Source organism: Allobosea sp. 10L417, assembly GCF_056395485.1.
In genome coordinates this window covers 22,349-39,862 of sequence record NZ_JBFTJP010000012.1, presented here as the reverse complement: position 1 = coordinate 39,862, position 17,514 = coordinate 22,349, and the positions used below count along the sequence as shown (strand labels likewise).

Sequence of the window (17,514 nt, the reverse complement as noted above, 5' to 3'; positions counted from 1 at the left end):
TCCCGGCACGCCGAGGCAAAGCCATGCCCTTTTCAACGTTGACCGATCCCGTCGATCTGGCCCGTGCCGAGGCCGCACTCGAAAAGGCATGGGCCGAACTCAAGCCGTCGCTTCCGGAAGGCTCTCGCGAACACGAGCGAAACAACCTCGCATATATCGTTGCTTCGCTGGTTCCTCTGGCGCTCGACGAGGATGATCTCGCAGAGCGTGCGATCGATCGGTTTCGCGAGAAAGCCTAGTCGAGAGCCCCCCGGGAAAGCCCCTGCATTCGTCTCAATCGCATCTGGCATCCGACATGACCGACGGCCCGCAGCAACCTAAGGACATCGCCCCTTCCGACCACTTCAAGGCTCTCATCACCAACGCCGAAAGCGCGACATATGGATTGAAGGATAACCTCTTGGCCGTCATGACACGGGATGGATCGGCAAGTTGGCAGACCGTCGCCGCCCATGTCGAGGCCCAATTGCCCGGCGCGGGCGAGTTCGCGACCGCGCGGTTGAACGCCATACTTGCTCTGATCAGGACGCTTTCCAACCGACAAGCGTCGGGGAGCCGATGAGTTCCGCTCCCAATCGTCGCCCCGACCGGCTAGCTTGCCGCGTTTCCGCGGGATATCGCTCTCTGCCAGGAACTCCCTGCCGCCCCGTCTCTTCGAGAAACCCCGATGACAACGACCGCCACCACAGCCGAGCATCGCAGCTTCGAAGCCGACGTCTCTCGCCTGCTCCATATGATGGTGCATTCGGTCTATTCCGACCGGGACGTTTTCCTGCGCGAGCTGATCTCGAACGCAGCCGACGCTTGCGAGAAGCTGCGCTACGAAGCGATCGGCAAGCCCGAGCTTCTGGGAGAAGAGCCTAAGCTTGCGATCACCATCTCGGCCGAACCGGAGGCCGGCAAGCTGACCATTGCCGACAACGGCATCGGCATGAGCCATGACGAGATGATCGAGGCCCTCGGCACGATCGCCCGTTCCGGCACGCGTAGCTTCATGGAGCGGGTCGCGACCGCCGATGGCAAGGACGGCGCGCAGCTCATCGGCCAGTTCGGCGTCGGCTTCTATTCCGCCTTCATGGTCGCCGCGAAGGTCGAGGTCGTCAGCCGCCGGGCCGACAGCGCCGAAGCCTGGACTTGGTCCTCGGACGGCAAGGGCGAGTTCACGGTGGCGCCAGCGGCGCTGGACGAGGCTCCGTCTCGCGGGACGCGCGTGACGCTTCACCTGATGGAGGATGCCAAGTCCTATGCCGAGCGCTGGACGCTGGAGCGCATCGTCAAAGAACAGTCCGGCCATGTGCCCATCCCGATTTCACTCATTACGGAGCCGGGAGCAGACGCCGTCGCCCTCTCCGACGGGGCCGCGCTTTGGACCAAGCCCAAGAGCGAGATCACCAAGGACGAATACGCCGATTTCTACCGCAGCGTTGCGGGGCAATATGACGAGCCGGCCGCTACGATCCATTTTCGCGCTGAAGGCCTGCACGAATATACAGCGCTGGCCTTCGTCCCGGGTGCGCGCCCCTTCGACCTCTTCGACGCCGACCGCAAGGGGCGGATCAAGCTCTATGTGAAGCGCGTCTTCATCACGGACGAGGCCGAACTCCTGCCGCGCTACCTGCGCTTCGTACGCGGCATCGTCGACACCGCCGACCTGCCGCTCAACGTCTCCCGCGAGATGATCCAGGACAGCCCGCTGCTCGGCGCGATCAAAAAGGGCGTCACCAACCGTGTCCTCTCCGATCTCGCGAAGCTGGCCGAGCAGGATCCGGACACGTTCCGGCTGATCTGGGAAAATTTCGGCGTCGTCATCAAGGAAGGGCTCTATGAGGATTTCGCTCGCCGGGATCAAATTCTAAGCCTCGCGCGCTTCCGCACGACGGCTTCAGGTGAAAGCTGGCGTAGTCTGAAGGACTATGTCGGTGCGCTGAAAGAGAACCAGACGGCGATCTATTACATCGCCGGCGACAATGCCTCCCGGATCGCCAGCTCCCCGCAGCTCGAAGGCTTCCGGGCGCGCGGTATCGAGGTGCTGCTTCTCTCCGATCCGATCGACAGCTTCTGGGCGTCGGCCGCGCCGGATTTCGAAGGCAAGCCGTTCAAGTCGGTGACGCAAGGTGCCGCCGATCTCGGTCTCATCCCGCTGCTCGACGGCGCGGCGCCTCCTTCCGCAGAAACGAACGAGAAGATCACCTCTCTTCTCACGTCGATGAAGGAGATTCTGGCCGAGGAGGTCGCGGATGTCCGATCCTCAGACCGATTGACCGAGAGCGCGGTCTGCCTTGTTGCGTCGGACAAGGGGCCGGATCGCCAATTCGAACGCCTGCTCAGCGCCGCGGGCCGTGTCGAAAGCGCGGCCAAGCCGATCCTCGAGGTCAACCCGCGCCATGCGATGGTCTCGGCCGTCGCGTCTATCGAAGATGGTGCCCTGCGCGCTGACATCGCTCATCTTCTCCTCGACACCGCCCGCGTGCTCGATGGCGAGCCCCCCGCCGATGCGAGCGGTTTCGCCGAACGGGTTGGCAGAGTGGTCGCGAGAGCCACGGCAAAGGCTGAATGATGCAATTTGAGATGAGCGCGGACAGGTCCTACCTACTTTCTTCGGTCTAGCAGCGCGGCGAGCGGGGGAGCTTTCCGCTGCGCTGCTAGCGCGTGCATAGTCCGCTTCCTGGCGCTGAGTTGAAGTCGGCTCTTGGCGCTGAGTGCTGGCTAGCTCCTAGCGGCATTGGCAGTTGCCAGCGAGGATTGGTGGCAGTTGCTCGCTCGTGGTGTCTTTGCTGCAGCTGCGGCGAATGCTGGCCTGCAGAGGAGACCGAAGCAGTCCGTCTTTCCCTGGAAGGAATGACGGATGATTGTCTCGACGAGGATTCGATCATCGACCCGTACGTCTGAGGCGCTTCGGCGTTGCACCGCGACAGCATCGGAAGAGGGGGCGTGCTTAAGTCATGTCGACGCTGCGCCGCTTCCTGACATTGGGCTGCCGCTGGAAAGCGGACGTTAGCCGCGTCGGCAGGCCGCGCGAGTTCGAACTTAAAGTTTCGGATCCAAAGCGTCCCGTAGTCCGTCGCCAATAAAATTGAACGATGTCACCGCGAGCGTGATTGCGGCACCGGGGATGATCGCGAGCCAAGGGGCGCTGGTCAGATAGCTCTGTGCGCTTTCAAGCATGTTACCCCAACTCGGAGTCGGCGGCTGGATGCCGAAGCCCAGAAACGAGATATAGCTCTCGGCAAGGATCGCGTGTGCGACATTCAGCGTGGCTGCAACGACGATGGGCGCCACGGCATTGGGCAGCAACTCCCGCAGCATGATGCGCCGGCTGCTGGCGCCGAAGGAGACGGCAGCCTGGGCGAACTCGCGGGTCTTGAGGGATCGGATCTGAGCCTCGACGACGCGCGCGACCTCCATCCAGGATGTCATGGCGATCAGGAGGACGATTGACGGCACCGAAGGCGAGACCAGCGCCGAAATCGCCAGCAGCAGGAAGATCGATGGAAAGCACAGCATCGCGTCGACGAAGCGCATGAGGACTGCGCCAACGGCCCCCTCATAGAAGCCGGCGACCATTCCGACGACAATGCCGATGCACATTGCGATGAGCATGGCGGAGAAGCCGACCGCGAGCGAGATGCGGCCTGCCATCAGGAGACGGGCGAGAATGTCGCGACCGAGCGGGTCGGTTCCCAGAATGTGCGGACCTGAGAAAGGCACTGCGAAGCGCGAGCGAATGTCGATGAAGGTGTCCGTATAAGGCAGAAGCATGGGACCGAACACGCAGGCGAGCGTCAGCAAGACGATCGTGACGGTACCGAAGACGGCCAGCTTGTGACGACGGAACCGCCGGAAACCAGGGCTGGTCCAGAAACCCGGGGCCGGGCCGAGCGAAACCTCGCTCACGAATGGCGCGCCGCTCATCACCGGCTCCCGGAAATACGGGGGTCAGCGACCCCGTAAAGCAGATCAGCGATCAATGAACCCAGGAGCACCAGAACCGCTGAGAACATCAGAATGCCCATTACGACGGGGTAGTCGCGATAGCTGATGGAATCGAGGAACAGGCGCCCCATGCCAGGCCAGGCGAAGACGGTCTCCGTCACCAGGGCGCCTGATAGCAACGTTGGAACGTGCAGACCGGTGATGGTGATCATCGGGAGCAACGCGTTCCGGAGTGCGTGCCGCACCAGGATCTGACGCTCGGGAACGCCTTTGGCACGAGCCGTGCGGATGTAGTCCTGGTTGACGACATCCAGCATCGAGGAGCGCATGTATCGGCTCCAGACCGCCGTTGAAACCAGGGCCAGCACGATGCAGGGCCCGATCAGGTGATGCAGCTGGTTGAGCAGAGAGCCGTCGCCGACCGTGTAGCGGTTGCCGGCCGGGAGCCAGCCGAGACCGACAGAAAAGACGTAGATCACGACGAGGCCGAACCAGAAGGTCGGGATCGAGAGGGCGACCATCGCCCCGACGGTCGCCATCGCGTCGAACAACGAATAGCGCTTGATCGCTCCAAGGATGCCGACCCAGGCCCCGATCGCCATCGCGAGCAACGTTGACGTCAGCATCAATTCGAGCGTCGCGCCCAGGTGGGAGGTGATCACATGGAGCACGGATTGCTGATCGCGGTAAGAGCGCCCCCAATCGCCACTCAGCATGCGCCATAGCCATTCCGCATATTGAACCGGCAGAGGGCGGTTCAGGCCGAGCTGTTCCGCGATGCGGTCCAGATCGGCCTGGGTCATCTCGCCGCCTGCGGCGAACTGGGACAGCGGGCCACCGGGCGCCAGATGCAAGATTGCGAAGCCGATCATCGAGACGATGAGCAGCAGCAACAGCGATTGGCCCAGGCGACGGATGAGAAATCCGATCAAGACACCGCTCTCCCAGCTTTGCTCATCAGGTCATTTCGCCCAGTACCAGCTGCCCATGTTCCAGGCGTTCTGGCGTTGGTTGATGTTGGGGCGATAGCCGATGAGGCCTTCCTTGACGCCCTCGATCGGCGCGTACTGGAAGATCGGCAGGATCGGCAGCTCCTCGCGGACGATCTCCTGAAGCTTCAGGTAGATTGCTTTGCGCTTCTCTTGATCGAACGTTTCCTGGCCCTGCTTCATCAGAGCGTCGGCCTCGGCGTTCTCCCACTGCATGTAGTTGCCGCCGCTGCCGCCCTTGACCGGGATGGCGTCGGAAGCGAAGCGCGAGGCCGGGTCGGGATCGACGCCGGTCCGGAAGGTCGTCCCGACCAGCAAGGACTCGAACTTCGATCGAACGTAGAACTCGCCCCAGATGACGGCCGCGGGCATGTTGTTGATCGTCATCTTGGCGCCGATCTGCTGCCAATCCTGCTGCATGAGCTGCTGGCACTGTTCACGGAGCTGATTGCCCGTCGTCGTCGAAACGGCGAATTCGAGTGGCACGCCATTCTTCATCCGCGTGCCCGAGCCGGAACGTTTCCAGCCCGCGTCATCAAGAAGCTTGTTGGCCTTGTCGAGGTCGCGCTTCTGAGCCGGCAGGTTCGGGTTGAAAGCCCAGGACTCCCGCGGCGCGAACGACTCTGTCGGCTTCGGAACGCCGTAATAGATCGCGTCGATGATGGCCTGTTTGTCCATCGCAGCGTAGAGCGCCTGGCGCACCGCTTTCTCGGCAAAGGCCTTGTTGCCGAGGTTCGGCATGATGATTTCGAGGTTGCCGCTGGGCGCGACCGCCACGTTTCGCCCCGGAAGCTTGATCGCCTCCTGGTAGAAGTTGGCGGGAATGCCCGAGATGATGACGAGGTCGACCTGACCGGTGCGGAACTGGGCGTAGAGCGCCGTCATGTCCGGTACGTATTTCAGTACGGCCTTTTCGAGATAGGGTCCGTCGCCGTGATAACTCTCGTTTGCGACGAGCGTGATGTTGTCGCCGGGTTGGCGCGTGCCCCAGCGAAAAGGGCCGGTTCCTACGGGGGCGTTGTTGAACGCCGCCGTGTTCGGATCCCCTGCCTTCCCGAGAATATGCTTGGGCACGATGTGCGTGTTGGCGAGCATCGCCAGGTATGGCGCGTAGGCTTTCTCCATTCGCCAGGCGATCTCGTGCGGCCCCTTGACCACGATGTCCTTCACGAAGGCGTGGCCGACGCGCGTGCGGGCCTTGAAGCCGGGAGTGTTGATCAGTTCGAGCGAGTACTTGACGTCCTCGGCGGTAAACGGCGTGCCATCGTGCCACTTTACGTCATTGCGTAGTTTCACCGTCCAGGCGAGACCGCCCTCAGCAATGCCGCCATTCGCTTCGCTCGGAACTTCGACCGCAAGATCCGGCTTGAGGCTGCCATCCGGCTCTGCGACCCAGAGCGAGTTGAACACGCTCGTCCAGACGACCTCGTCGACTTCCACGCCAGGCATCAGAGGATTGAACGCGACTGGCTCCTGCGAAAGGCCGACGACGACCACCCCTTTCGGCTTCGCGGGGGGCGGGGGATTGGGCTTGCCTGAAGTCTGAGCCTGCGCGCCGAAGCTAGTGGCAGCAGCGAGTGCTCCGGCGCCAAGCCCGAATAGATCACGGCGATTGAGGTCAAATGGCCAGCCAGCCCGGTTGATCGTCATATTTTTATCTCCCCTTCCAAAGCGCCCGGCGGTCGCTTCCGGCTGATGATCGAGCATCAGAATACTGAACCTAGTGGCCAAAACGTTGTCGACCTGGTTCACTTTGGACGAAAATTTTCATCATCGATGCCTGGCGTCAAGCATATTCTGGGCAGCGCAGCGGCGGTGAGGCGACCGAATTATCTCTAAAGTGATGATACCAAACAGCTTTAATCGCTAGGTCGCATAAATTCAGTATAATGGTTGCGCCCGTTCACTCCTCATCATATCGTCTTCTGATCACTCTTAGCCGTGAGCCCCCATGTCGGATGCCATTCAGACTGCCGAAAGCCTCGAATCCGAGACCGAAGAGCAGTTGGAAAATCAAAGGATCGGCCGCCGCCTTCGCGCTCTGCGCACGGAGCGTGGCATGACCATTCTTGAGATGGCGGCGAAGGCTGGGGTTTCGGCAGGCAGCATCAGCCAGATCGAGCGCGGTGCAACTAACCCCTCAATCAGCACATTGCAGAAGCTTCGTGCCGCGCTTGGCGTGACGCTGTGGTCATTCCTTGAGAGCGAGGCCGAAGCTCCGCGCGAGAACCCCTATGTTCGACGTCCTGGCGAGCGACCTAAGATCGTCGTCGGCGGGAGCCATTTCACCAAAGAACTGCTTTCGCCCCGCGACAACAATCAGCTCCGCTTCATGATCCTCACTGTGCCGCCCGGAGCCCAGAGCATGGATGTGCTCACTGGGCCGGGCGACAAGGCCGGCTACGTGACGTCGGGCAACGTCGATCTGACGGTGGGAGAAGAAGTCTTTCAGCTCGCAGAAGGCGACAGCTTCCAGTTTCCGAGCACGATCCCACACTACCTCACCAACCGCTCGGGCAGTGAGGCAAGGCTGATTTGGATCATCAACATCCGAGAATCGCACCTTTAGGGCGATAGCGTCGGGCCGCGTGAGGCTGCCCATTCTTCTAAACTGTCACGAGGAATCATGATTACGCGTCACGAAGTCACCGGCCGCCTCAGCAAGGTGCTGGTTGCGAACGGGTTCGCTTTCCTGTCCGGCCTGACCGCCAAGGACCGCAGCGGCGGCGTCAAGGAACAGACCGCCGACATCCTCGCCCAGATCGACAACTACCTGGCGATGGCCGGCACCGACAAAACGCGCATCGTTGTCGCCAACATCTGGCTCAAGGACGTGAGCACCTTCAATGAAATGAACGCGGCATGGGAAGCCTGGGTCGACCCCAAGCAGCCCCCGGCTCGCGCCACGGTGGAGTCGAAGCTGGCTGCCGACGACATCCTCGTCGAAATCCAGGTTCAGGCGCTCGTCTGAGCTCATAAGCCCTTCGCCGTGTCGCACGGTGGAGGGCATCGACCTTCCGCTTCAATTCGCCTCGCCATTCGGTGCACAGCCATGTCGCAGCCATCCGTCTATCCATCGGTTTCCCCCGGGGATCCTTCCTGGTGGTTCAGCGACGCGCTTCGCGCGGAGGGCGGCGAGAAGCCCTCGCCTTCGCTTTCCGGCCAGATCACTGTCGACATCGCAATTGTGGGCGGAGGGTTCACCGGGCTTTGGACGGCTCTGGCTTTGCGCGAGCGCGCGCCGAAGCTCTCGATCGCGCTGATCGAGGCCTCTCTTTGTGGCTCCGGCGCCAGCGGCAAGAACGGTGGGAAGGTCCATGGATACTGGGCCTCGCTTGCCGGCATGGCGGCCAACATCGGCGCTGATGGCGCTCTTGCTGTTGCACGAGCCGGTACGCGTGCCCAGGACGCGATACGGGCCTTTGCTACAGCTCCCGGGCGCGATGTCTGGTGGCGCGAGTCGGGCAATGTTCGTGTGTCAGCTGCCCCTGCGCAGGATGCGAAGATCCAGCTTTATGTCGGAACGGCAAAGCGTCTCGGCGTGCCCGACAGCGCGCAGGCGCTGACGCCAGAGCAGGTGGCCGACTATTGCCGCTCGCCGGTATTCCGCGGTGGCCTATACCTGCCGGAAGGCGCTAACGTGCATCCTGCTCGGTTGGCGCGGGCGCTGCGGAAAGCTGCCATTGAGGCTGGCGTCGCAATTTACGAGAACACGCCGATGACCGGGCTCGACCCCGGTTCGCCAAACCGGATCTCTACGCCGGCCGGCGAGATCATCGCTCGCGAAGTCGTCCTCGCGACGAACATCGAATTGGCGAAGCGCCCAGAGGTAAGCCCGCATGTCAGCGTGTTCTCGTCTTACGCGCTGATGACCGCGCCGGCGCCCGAGAAGCTAGCTGCGATGGGCTGGAACCGCGACCAGGGGCTCGCGGACTTACGCATGTTCGTCCACTACTTCCGAAAGACCGTAGATAGCCGCATCCTGATGGGATCCGGTTCCGGGCCGATCAGCTTCGCCGGAAACACCAGGAATCCTGCATTGACCACTGACCGCGGTTCGGCGGCGCGAGCCGAGAAAGGACTGCGCAGGCTGTTGCCTGGTTTGGCTGATGTCCCCGTTGAAAAGGTGTGGGGCGGCGGCATCGACGTTTCGTCCGACCGGCTGCCTTTCTTCCGGACAGTGGCAGGTGCACGCATCCACTATGGAGCAGGCTACTCCGGCCACGGCGTCAACCCGAGCTACATGGGCGGACAATGCTTGGCCTCGCTTGTACTAGGCGTGAAGGATGAATGGTCGACGCTGCCCCTGTGCACGCGCGACGTCCCTAAATTGCCACCCGAACCCTTCAGAGCTGTTGGCGGTAGGCTCGTGCGCTGGGGTATTATCGGTTGCGAGGAGGCAGAGGAGCGTGGCAATCGGGCAGGCGTCATGATGCGCGTGGCCGCCGCGGTCCCGAAGGTATTCGGCCTTCGGATCGGCACGCGTTAGCTCGCAAATGAAGCCCGACCTCCCCCTGCAGGGCTGGTGTCGGCGTTGCCAACCGGGCCTGCCAGGTAGCAAGCCTTCCCAAGGGTGTTCGAGGTCTGGCGCCATTTCCTGAACTCAAGAATGTCCGGTTCCGGGGGCAGTCTGGGCGCGATGCCAACGCGCGAAGGGGGCATTCTCGGACTCTGCGCTCTCGTGGTTTGGCTCGAATGCTCATGCTACCGCTTGCGCGACGACTTCTGCGAAAGCCTCCGGATCGATCGCCTTGCCGAACAAGAAGCCCTGCCCCAAGTGGCATCCCAGATCTTGCAGCCGCGCGCATTCCTCTGGCGTCTCTATGCCTTCCGCAACGACCTGGAAACCAAGCTCATTGGACAGGCGAACAATTGCTTCGATAATGATCGTTTTCGATCGGCTCTGCTCAAGTCCGCGGATGAAGCTGCGATCGATCTTGAGTTCCGTGATGGGAAACTCCTCCAAATAGCGCAGATTGGCGTATCCGGTTCCAAAATCATCGATCGAGAGGCCAACGCCAAGGTCCCGCAGGCGCGTCATGATAGCTATCATCGCGGGCGAGCTCTCCGCCATGTTGCTCTCCGTTAGCTCAAGCGTGATCCAGCGAGGATCGACGCCGCTCGCCGAAATAACCTCGTTCACGAATCCAGGCATGTCCCGATGCCTGAACTCTATGGCTGACACGTTGATTGACACGTTGAGCGCACGACTGCGCGCTCGATTAATTCGGGCGGCGAAGTCTGCTACGGCGTGGAGACCACGCCTGCTAATCTCGAGGATAAGCCCCGTGTCCTCCGCATGGGTGATGAAGCTACCGGGCATCTGCGTGCCGAATAGGCCGTGGCGCCAGCGCAGCAAGGCCTCGGCCCCCGCGATGGCCCCTGTCGAGAGATCAATCTTGGGCTGATATTGAAATCCGAATTCGTCGTTTGTCAGCGCATGCTGCATCTCGCTGGTCATCCGGATGCGATTGCGACTGCGCATCTCATCCTCGGCTTTGAACTCAGACGCCTCGAGAAAGTTGCTGGACTTGGAGCGTCGCAGGGCGGAGTCGGCCTGGCGCATCAGCTTCGTCGCGTCCAAAGTCGAAAGGCCGACGACAAAGCCAATGGCAAAGCGAATATTGATTGTCGCTCCCGCTACGAGGAATTCTGGCGCTAGAGCAGAGCGGATCAAATTGATCGTTTCTGGGGTGTTATTTTGGTGCCCTAGCGGCTGCGCGATCGCGAATTCATTGGATCCCGTTCGTGAAACGATCGAGAAACCCACGCTCCGGATGCGCTTGGCAATTTGTGTCAAAACCTCATCACCGGCATCGTAACCATAGCCAGAGTTGATATCATGAAACCCGGCAACATCGAGCTTGGCGACCAGCAGAGACTCTGATTTCACCACTGCAAGACGATTGAGCTCATCCGCGAACGCATTGCGATTGAGCGCGCCGGTTAAATGATCGAGACGTGCATTTTGTTCGACGCGATCCAGGGCGCATTTCCGCACTGTTACGTCACGCATCAGGCCAAGGTAGTGAGCAGGCCGGCCATCAACAATATTGATTGGTTCGATCCTAAGTTCATTCCAAAACATTTCTCCGTCTTTTCGATAATTTCTAAGCGTTACGCAAACGCTGCGTCCGCTATCTATCGCTTCTCGAAGATATTTAATTTCGGGCTGAAGCCTATCTCGTCCCTGAAGGTAGCGACAGTTTTTTCCAATTGCTTCGCTCTCGGTATACCCAGTTATACGCTCAAACGCTGGATTTACATATATCAGTGGACAATCCCTTTCCCGAAGATCGCCAACGAGCACTCCATCTGTCGATAGGTCAAGCAGGCTCGTCAAATCCGGTTTGAGGGCGATGTGATCATAGCCACATCCACGCTGCTCATTCTGGAGGTCGGATTTATCCAAGTCTGGTTCGTGAATCTCGTTCATGTCGAACTGAAGCCATGTTTGTGATTTCAAGAACCTTAGTCGATTTGTACGCCGGGCGATCGGCTCTGCGGGCATTAATGATCGGCCGTCGTCGCCAGTCGGGAGGCTGAAGTGGAGTTGATATTCTCGACGGCGGACGTTCCTCGTCGCAACCGGTTTGACTACTGGCATAGCGTCGCGTGCCAGAACGTGATCCATCACGATTCAAAGCCGCGCTGCCTGCCGGAATTTCATGCAGAGCTTCGGTCGAGCGCTCTCGCTGACCTCGGCTTAGTCGAATTCAGCAATGCGGCGATGACGGTCGTTCACAGCGCCGCACACGCTGCAAATGCGAATTCCGATGAAGTCCTGATCTGCCGCCAAGCCGCGGGTCGTTTGATCCTGGAACAGGAGGGGCGAGATGCCTTGCTTCATCCTGGAGACATAACAGTCCTCGATCCGTGCCTGCCCTACACGGGGGAGTTCTCGGCCGGTTCGCGACTGCTGGTAGTCAAAGTGCCGAGGCGACAACTGGAAGCGCACTTGGGCTCCTTACGAGCGATCACTGCCCGCACCCTTCGGCCGGTTGAAGCCGAGGTCGGATTGACCTCGAGTTTTCTGGCAATGCTGCCATCGTTCGTCGCCAGCTTGAACCCATTGGCCCAAGAAACCATTCGGAACCAGACGCTGGAACTGATGACACTGTCGCTGGAAAAAGCGGGGGGCGTGAACGGGAGGAGCGCCTCGTCAGCGCGTGCGCTGGTCCGTATGAAAGTACGTGCCGCAATTGAAGCGCGCCTGCCTGATCCGAAGATAGATCTGGCATCGGTCGCGGCGGCGGCCGGTGTGAGCGTGCGGTACGCCAATGCTGCGCTGTCAGATGAAAACACGTCGATCTCGCGCATCATCCAGGAAAGGCGGCTGGCGCGCTGTAGGAAAGCCCTCGAAGACCTTGCACAATCGCACCGGACCGTGAGTGATATTGCTTACAATTGGGGATTCTCGGACATGACCCATTTCGGCCGCAAGTTCAAGGCAGCTTTTGGCCAACTGCCCAGCGAATATCGCCGCTCGTTGAGCGAGGCGGGTGGGCCGAAGACAACCGACGCGACGTGAGGCGCGCCATCGCGTTTTGGAAAAAAACCGGCCGCTGTTCTGGAAAACGCACCCGCGTTATTTTTAGCACCTGGATCGTGAGGTGCCTTTTCGTTGCCGTTTGGTTGATGTCAGGTTTCGGGCAGGCACCCCATGTCCGGAATTGGCGCGCAACGACATTCGATGGTCTCCCCACCGACAGGTCCAGGGAAAGACACTGGCGGGTCGATCGGAATGCGGGTCAGACCGCACGGGGCACCTTGCGGCGCCAGCCTACCAAACGGTCGATCGGTATTTGAGACAGACCGCCCGGGAACTGGCCTCGATCTATTTACTGTCCGAATGGTGCAGCAGGGCATCCGGCTTTCCCGGCGCCAGATCGTCATCATCAGCGCATCGGTCACGAGCCCGGCGGTCATCGCGGCCTTCATCGACCAGCCCACCCCCCGGCGGGAGAAGAGGTCGATGACGGCTGCAACGTAAAGCCATCCCTCTGCGGTCCAGATGTAGGTGAAGTCGGCGATCCAGCGCTGGTTGGGCCGTTCGGCGTGGAACTCCCGGCCGAGCGTATTCTGCGCGAACGTCGACATCTGGCCGTCATCCTTGGGCTGGCTGCGCCGACGCGGCCAGGCGGACCGCCTCGATCTTGAACTCACGCCCAAATTGTCTTCGCCGCATACGCCATCTCCCGCTTCATAAAACACCCAATCTCGGTGTCCACGACCGGCAGCAGGCCAGGATGCGTCATGCTTGTCGAAGCTCAGCCTTCGGCTTGGAATACCGGTTGCACCATAGGTCCGAAGCCGCCACTTAAGCCGATCGGCTCCGGGCCTTTGATGCTCGCTCGCAGAAATCCTTGCGAATCAGGGCTAGGTCCTTTTCATCAAGCTCCTCGAGGTCCAGCAGTTCCTCGCGCGCTCCTTCGAGCCGAATGATCAGCTCGTCGAGTTTGATCTGCATCGCCGCCGTGTCGCGGTTTTGGCTGTTCTGTATGATGAAGACCATCAGGAATGTAATGATTGTGGTCGAGGTGTTGATGACGAGCTGCCAGGTGTCGTTGAAGCCGAAGATTGGGCCAGAGACAGCCCAAACCAAGATGATGGCGACGGCAGCGAAGAACGTCACAGGTTTCCCGGTCCAGGTCGCAACCGCCTGAGCTAAACGTGTGAAGAGCGAAGCACGATTGTGCTTGCTGGGACGATGTTCATACTTTGTGGTCATGAGTACCCCCGAAAAGAGGCGCCGCGCTGAGCCCGGCGCCTCCGCGTTCACGCGGCCTTTTTATTCGTCGCCGTGATGCCGAGCTGCGAGAGGACCTTATCCGTCTTCGTTTCCTCGCTAAGCGTCTGATCGAGCAAGGTCACCGCGTCCTTGTGGCCCAGCTGCTGCGCCCATGCCTTCAGCGTTCCATAGCGGGCCATCTCGTAGTGCTCGACCGCCTGGGCTGCGGCAACCAGGCCGGCATCGAGTGCCGGGCTGCCCTCAAACTCCTCGATGATGCTCTTGCCTTCCTCGATGATGCCGAGGATGGCGTCGCAGGTCTTGCCGCGCGGAGCCTTGCCGATGAGATCGAATACCTCGGTGAGGCGCTCGACATGCCCTTCGGTCTCGTCGCGATGAGTTTCGAACGCCTTCTTGAGTTCCGGAGACTGCGCTGCCTTCGCCATCTTTGGCAGCGTCTTCAGGATCTGCTTCTCGGCGTAATAGATGTCCTTGAGCGTGTCCAAAAACAGGTCGTCCAGGGTCTTTTCTTGAGCGGCCATGATCTTCCTCCGGGTTGATGATGGCCGTCAAACCATCTCGGGCACCGCGAGTTCCCGCAGTCCGTCTCTAACGAAATATCACAGCTCAAACCGTCTTTTTTTAATGACTGATGGCGCCTTCCGCAGTGGCGCGTCCTGCTTAGGCAAAGTCTCGAATCGAAGCGAACAAATGCCCGATGCAGACCCATTCGCCATTCTCGAAGACACGCAGGCTATATCGCGAGCGGAGATGGCTTTGGAAATTGCATGGAACTACGTGGAAGTAGGCATCGCACCGGCTGACAAAGTGTGGCACCGTCGGCGTATGCAGTTTGTTGTGATATCGCTTGCGCTTGATGGCGGAGATGATGCGACCGAATTGGCGCATCGAGTGATGCGACGATTTCAGAAAAAGCCTTACCGCCGAACCTGAGCTTTACAGACGATGCGTCGCCCGCCATATCTCGACATCGAGAACAAGCTGGATTAGCGCGCTCCTCGGGCATGCCTTCCGGGGTGCCGGTTAGTTGCTCGATGCGCTCCAGCCCGAGAATCCGGCAAAGCGGATGATGGTTCCCTGCGCTTAAGAGGCGGTCGCAAATGGTTCGCACGAAGCGCCTCGCGATCCTGCGAGCGCAAAATTCCTAGGCACCGAAGCACGTCAGTCGTCGCACCGCGTTAGCAATTGACGGGCCGACTCAATCAGGAAGTAGCACTCGGTTGCCGTCGTTATCCTTGCATCTCCCGATACAGCTCGCGCTTGATAGGGCTATGGCGGCGGGGCGGCAGTTCGGCCGGCTTTCGCACGGCAACCATGAGACGCCTCACACAACAGGGACGCTAGACGCTGTACGGACCGCGTGCATGCGGAGTTCCCAAGCTCCAGTGCCGCTCTATCATCGCAGCAATCTTGGCCATCGTTATATGATATGCGAGTCGGGAACAGGAACCCCCGGCCGATTCTGTATTCCTCCAAAAATGCGAGGAATCCCATGCCGAAATATCGTTTCACCACCGAAGAGGGGAACCGGGTGGACCGCGACGAGAAGCCCCTGGATTTTCCGAATGAAAAAGCGGCCAAGGAGGATGCTCAGCGAGCCCTCGCCGATAGCCAAGGACAAGTTGCCGGATGGCAATCGCTTTGATCTGAGAGCGCGGGTCGAGAATGAGGCCGGCCAGGAAGTTTACCGCGCCTCTCTGAAGTTCAAAAAAGAGAGCGACTAAGCGCGCGGATTTCCTTCAGACGCCGTGCTCGCTCCTGATGCCGCGGCCAAGCCCGCCAAATCGCCGGCGCCGCCTCTCGCTTTTTCCTCCACGTACTTCAGTCGGGTCGCGGCGGTGTTCGGGAGCCCACGAGCCCGTAGCCAATCCAGAAATTCGTCCGGACGGATCGTGACAATCTGAAGCGCTCGCCCGTGAGCGAGCCAGGCGTTCATGACTTCTAGCGCTGACGCATACCAGACTTCATAATCGCTTGGCATGTCGTCATGATCGTCGGCGAGCTCCCACATGCGCTGAAAATCAGCGCGCTCGTACCACGGCAAGACTGCCGTGTACGTCTCGACTGTCGGTTTCACTTGAGGGCCAATCGTTCGCGTGCGACGCGAGAAGTGAGGAGCCACCGCGATCAAGCGCGGGGGACAGAGGTTTTTAGCGTTTGGGCTTCGCCTTCCGCTCCGTGAGAAGGTAGTTCTGAGCTTCGCGGCTCAGTACCACCTGAGCACCGTTACGCCTTGCCAAGCGCTCTGCAGCCTCGATGGCCTCGAACAGCTCGGGAGACTGTCCGTAGTTGGCGCCGGTGACATCTCGTGCTGCCCATTCAAGGCCGACGCGATGTATGCTTAGCACACTGGACATTCGATGACCCCGGCGCTCCAACGTCAAGGAACGCCCGGAACCTTTTAATGTTCCTAGCAAGCCACGCCGTTGGCCTAAACATCAAAGGCTCTTAGGCCGCGAGCGCCTGGGTACGCCCGGAGACTGCCAAGTAGCGGTCGCTGAAATGGGTCACGACGAAGCGGACCTCGGTGCCGTCCTCGCAAACCCCGGTGGCGCCGCCCGAGGTATATGAGGCTGCCAAGGAGGCAGGTGCCCATCGTCTGGGGACATGTCAGCTTGTTCTCGCCGTGGGAGTTCAACATCGCTCCGGCCGCGCGGCCATCCAGCTTCTCATCTCGCTTCCGCTAGTCTTGATGACGGTGCCGCCTGCCGCCACCGATATCCCGCTGAAGCGCGGATGAGCGACCTCCAACCCTAAGTCCGCAGGCGACATTTCTAATGAGCACAGAAAGAGACTTGTCTAACGAGTTCTGACATCGGCCATCCCCCGCGCGTCGAGAGAGCGCAGGCTGGCGCGGGTCGGCGTGGCTAGCGTTGGAACAGGCGGTACTCGTTGACTTGCCGGTAAACGATCCCCGGCGAAAGCACGGTCGAAGGCAAGTGCCGCAGATTGGGCGAATTCGGCGCGTGCTGCGGTTCGAGCGCGACGCCAGCGAAGGCGCCATAGTTCGCCCCGCCAAGTGCCGGCACCGAGAGCGCGAGCTTGGCACCGTCATAGAGCTGCAGGCATGGCTGCGTCGTCCAGATTTCCAGCGTCACACCGCTGACCTCGGAGGTCAGCGTCGCTGCCCGCGCGAGTTCCAGCCCCGAGGCGGCGTCGCGTTCCATGGCATCGCGCCGAAGCAGGAAGCAGCAATCGTAGCGGGGTTGCGCTGCCCCGGCAGATGCAGCTCCGATCGATCGGAACTGCCGGAAATCGAACGGCGTGCCGCCCACATACGCAATCGATCCGTCCGGGATGAGCTCGGCATCGGTCGTCAGGACCAGATCGCTGTCGATCTGCAGGCGATGGCTCAGCACGTCTGCCTCATCGTCGAGCTTGAAATAGGGATGATGCGCCAGGTTGAGGATCGTCGGAGCATCGGTCGTGGCCGAAAATTCGATGCGCAGCGTCGCGCCGTCGTTGAGGCTGTACCGACACCAGACACGGACCGTCCCCGGATATCCGGCATCGCCGTCCGGCGAAACCAGCGCCAGTTGCGGACCGCTCGCCGATTTCGACGAAGGTCCAGCGCTGCTTGCCGAAGCCGTCATGGCCTCCGTGCAGCGAGTGACGACCATTCTCATTGAGGGGCAGCTGATAATCCTGGCCGCCCAGTGAGAAGCGCCCATGCGCGATGCGATTGGCAAATCGGCCGGCGACGGCGCCCATATGGGGCGAATGTGCTGGATAATCCTCGAGGCTCTGCAAGCCAAGGACCGCTCGCCGGCAAGAGCCATCCGCTGCCGGCACGCGCAGATCGCGCAAGCTGGCGCCGTTGTCGATGATCTCGGCCTCCAT

The 17,514-nt window shown here is 60.7% G+C and carries 17 protein-coding genes and 2 pseudogenes; 9 read left to right on the top strand and 10 right to left on the bottom strand.

What is annotated here, in order from left to right:
• The first annotated feature begins 38 nt into the window (after window positions 1–38).
• The 3 genes from AC1DE3_RS23940 (at window position 39) to htpG (ending at window position 2,557) form a co-directional block, all read left to right on the top strand.
• A complete protein-coding gene (locus AC1DE3_RS23940; RefSeq protein ID WP_441514063.1) occupies window positions 39–239 on the top strand; it encodes a hypothetical protein in 201 nt (66 codons plus the stop codon).
• A 56-nt stretch (window positions 240–295) separates the two neighbouring features.
• The gene (locus AC1DE3_RS23935) at window positions 296–562 is read left to right on the top strand and encodes a hypothetical protein (protein WP_441514062.1); all 267 of its coding nucleotides are present in this window, start codon (window positions 296–298) and stop codon (window positions 560–562) included.
• A gap of 105 nt (window positions 563–667) precedes the next feature.
• Window positions 668–2,557 carry a molecular chaperone HtpG gene (gene htpG, locus AC1DE3_RS23930; protein ID WP_476797810.1) on the top strand — a complete coding sequence of 630 codons (1,890 nt, stop codon included), beginning with the start codon at window positions 668–670 and terminating at the stop codon, window positions 2,555–2,557.
• A gap of 470 nt (window positions 2,558–3,027) precedes the next feature.
• On the opposite strand, the gene AC1DE3_RS23925 is transcribed toward htpG, so the two are convergent.
• The 3 genes from AC1DE3_RS23925 to AC1DE3_RS23915 are packed head-to-tail and all read right to left on the bottom strand — an operon-like array spanning window position 3,028 to window position 6,572.
• Window positions 3,028–3,912, bottom strand: a complete 885-nt coding sequence (locus tag AC1DE3_RS23925; RefSeq protein ID WP_476797811.1) for an ABC transporter permease — start codon at window positions 3,910–3,912, stop codon at window positions 3,028–3,030.
• Window positions 3,912–4,865, bottom strand: coding sequence for an ABC transporter permease (locus AC1DE3_RS23920; RefSeq protein WP_476797812.1), 954 nt, complete (start codon window positions 4,863–4,865; stop codon window positions 3,912–3,914). The genes AC1DE3_RS23925 and AC1DE3_RS23920 overlap by 1 nt, the downstream gene beginning before the upstream one ends.
• A 30-nt stretch (window positions 4,866–4,895) precedes the next feature.
• Window positions 4,896–6,572 (bottom strand): peptide ABC transporter substrate-binding protein, encoded by a 1,677-nt coding sequence (locus AC1DE3_RS23915; RefSeq protein WP_476797837.1) that lies wholly within the window; start codon window positions 6,570–6,572, stop codon window positions 4,896–4,898.
• 301 nt (window positions 6,573–6,873) lie between these two features.
• On the opposite strand from AC1DE3_RS23915, the gene AC1DE3_RS23910 reads away from it, so the two are divergent.
• The 3 genes from AC1DE3_RS23910 to AC1DE3_RS23900 all read left to right on the top strand — a co-directional run bounded on the left by AC1DE3_RS23910 (window position 6,874) and on the right by AC1DE3_RS23900 (window position 9,411).
• Window positions 6,874–7,491, top strand: a complete 618-nt coding sequence (locus AC1DE3_RS23910) for a helix-turn-helix domain-containing protein (protein ID WP_441514058.1) — start codon at window positions 6,874–6,876, stop codon at window positions 7,489–7,491.
• Window positions 7,492–7,548: 57 nt separating this feature from the next.
• Window positions 7,549–7,893, top strand: coding sequence for a RidA family protein (locus AC1DE3_RS23905; RefSeq protein ID WP_441514057.1), 345 nt, complete (start codon window positions 7,549–7,551; stop codon window positions 7,891–7,893).
• A gap of 81 nt (window positions 7,894–7,974) precedes the next feature.
• On the top strand, window positions 7,975–9,411 hold the full coding sequence (locus tag AC1DE3_RS23900; RefSeq protein WP_476797813.1) for an NAD(P)/FAD-dependent oxidoreductase: 1,437 nt from the start codon (window positions 7,975–7,977) through the stop codon (window positions 9,409–9,411).
• A gap of 210 nt (window positions 9,412–9,621) precedes the next feature.
• On the opposite strand, the gene AC1DE3_RS23895 is transcribed toward AC1DE3_RS23900, so the two are convergent.
• Window positions 9,622–11,358, bottom strand: a complete 1,737-nt coding sequence (locus AC1DE3_RS23895; protein WP_441514055.1) for a putative bifunctional diguanylate cyclase/phosphodiesterase — start codon at window positions 11,356–11,358, stop codon at window positions 9,622–9,624.
• Window positions 11,359–11,469: 111 nt separating this feature from the next.
• Here AC1DE3_RS23895 and AC1DE3_RS23890 point away from each other — a divergent pair, with 111 nt between their 5' ends.
• Complete coding sequence (locus tag AC1DE3_RS23890) at window positions 11,470–12,453, top strand: AraC-like ligand-binding domain-containing protein (protein ID WP_476797814.1); 984 nt, start codon at window positions 11,470–11,472, stop codon at window positions 12,451–12,453.
• 315 nt (window positions 12,454–12,768) lie between these two features.
• Here the strand turns inward: AC1DE3_RS23890 and AC1DE3_RS23885 are convergent.
• The 3 genes and pseudogenes from AC1DE3_RS23885 to AC1DE3_RS23875 all read right to left on the bottom strand — a co-directional run.
• Window positions 12,769–13,064, bottom strand: a pseudogene (locus AC1DE3_RS23885) (DDE-type integrase/transposase/recombinase); the annotation flags it as partial.
• A gap of 178 nt (window positions 13,065–13,242) precedes the next feature.
• Window positions 13,243–13,653: a low affinity iron permease family protein gene (locus AC1DE3_RS23880; RefSeq protein ID WP_476797815.1), complete on the bottom strand. Its 411-nt coding sequence runs from the start codon at window positions 13,651–13,653 to the stop codon at window positions 13,243–13,245.
• Window positions 13,654–13,700: 47 nt separating this feature from the next.
• Complete coding sequence (locus AC1DE3_RS23875) at window positions 13,701–14,195, bottom strand: YciE/YciF ferroxidase family protein (RefSeq protein ID WP_441514052.1); 495 nt, start codon at window positions 14,193–14,195, stop codon at window positions 13,701–13,703.
• On the opposite strand from AC1DE3_RS23875, the gene AC1DE3_RS23870 reads away from it, so the two are divergent.
• Window positions 14,194–14,607, top strand: a complete 414-nt coding sequence (locus AC1DE3_RS23870) for a hypothetical protein (RefSeq protein WP_476797816.1) — start codon at window positions 14,194–14,196, stop codon at window positions 14,605–14,607. The two genes, AC1DE3_RS23875 and AC1DE3_RS23870, sit on opposite strands and share 2 nt — an antisense overlap.
• Before the next feature lie 559 nt (window positions 14,608–15,166).
• Window positions 15,167–15,319, top strand: coding sequence for a DUF6894 family protein (locus tag AC1DE3_RS23865; RefSeq protein WP_441514050.1), 153 nt, complete (start codon window positions 15,167–15,169; stop codon window positions 15,317–15,319).
• A gap of 75 nt (window positions 15,320–15,394) precedes the next feature.
• Here AC1DE3_RS23865 and AC1DE3_RS23860 read toward each other — a convergent pair whose 3' ends face one another.
• The 3 genes and pseudogenes from AC1DE3_RS23860 to AC1DE3_RS23850 all read right to left on the bottom strand — a co-directional run bounded on the left by AC1DE3_RS23860 (window position 15,395) and on the right by AC1DE3_RS23850 (window position 17,514).
• Window positions 15,395–15,751, bottom strand: coding sequence for a hypothetical protein (locus tag AC1DE3_RS23860; protein ID WP_476852818.1), 357 nt, complete (start codon window positions 15,749–15,751; stop codon window positions 15,395–15,397).
• Between the two features lie 371 nt (window positions 15,752–16,122).
• Complete coding sequence (locus tag AC1DE3_RS23855) at window positions 16,123–16,254, bottom strand: hypothetical protein (RefSeq protein WP_476797817.1); 132 nt, start codon at window positions 16,252–16,254, stop codon at window positions 16,123–16,125.
• Between the two features lie 287 nt (window positions 16,255–16,541).
• A pseudogene (locus AC1DE3_RS23850) lies at window positions 16,542–17,514 on the bottom strand (aldose epimerase family protein).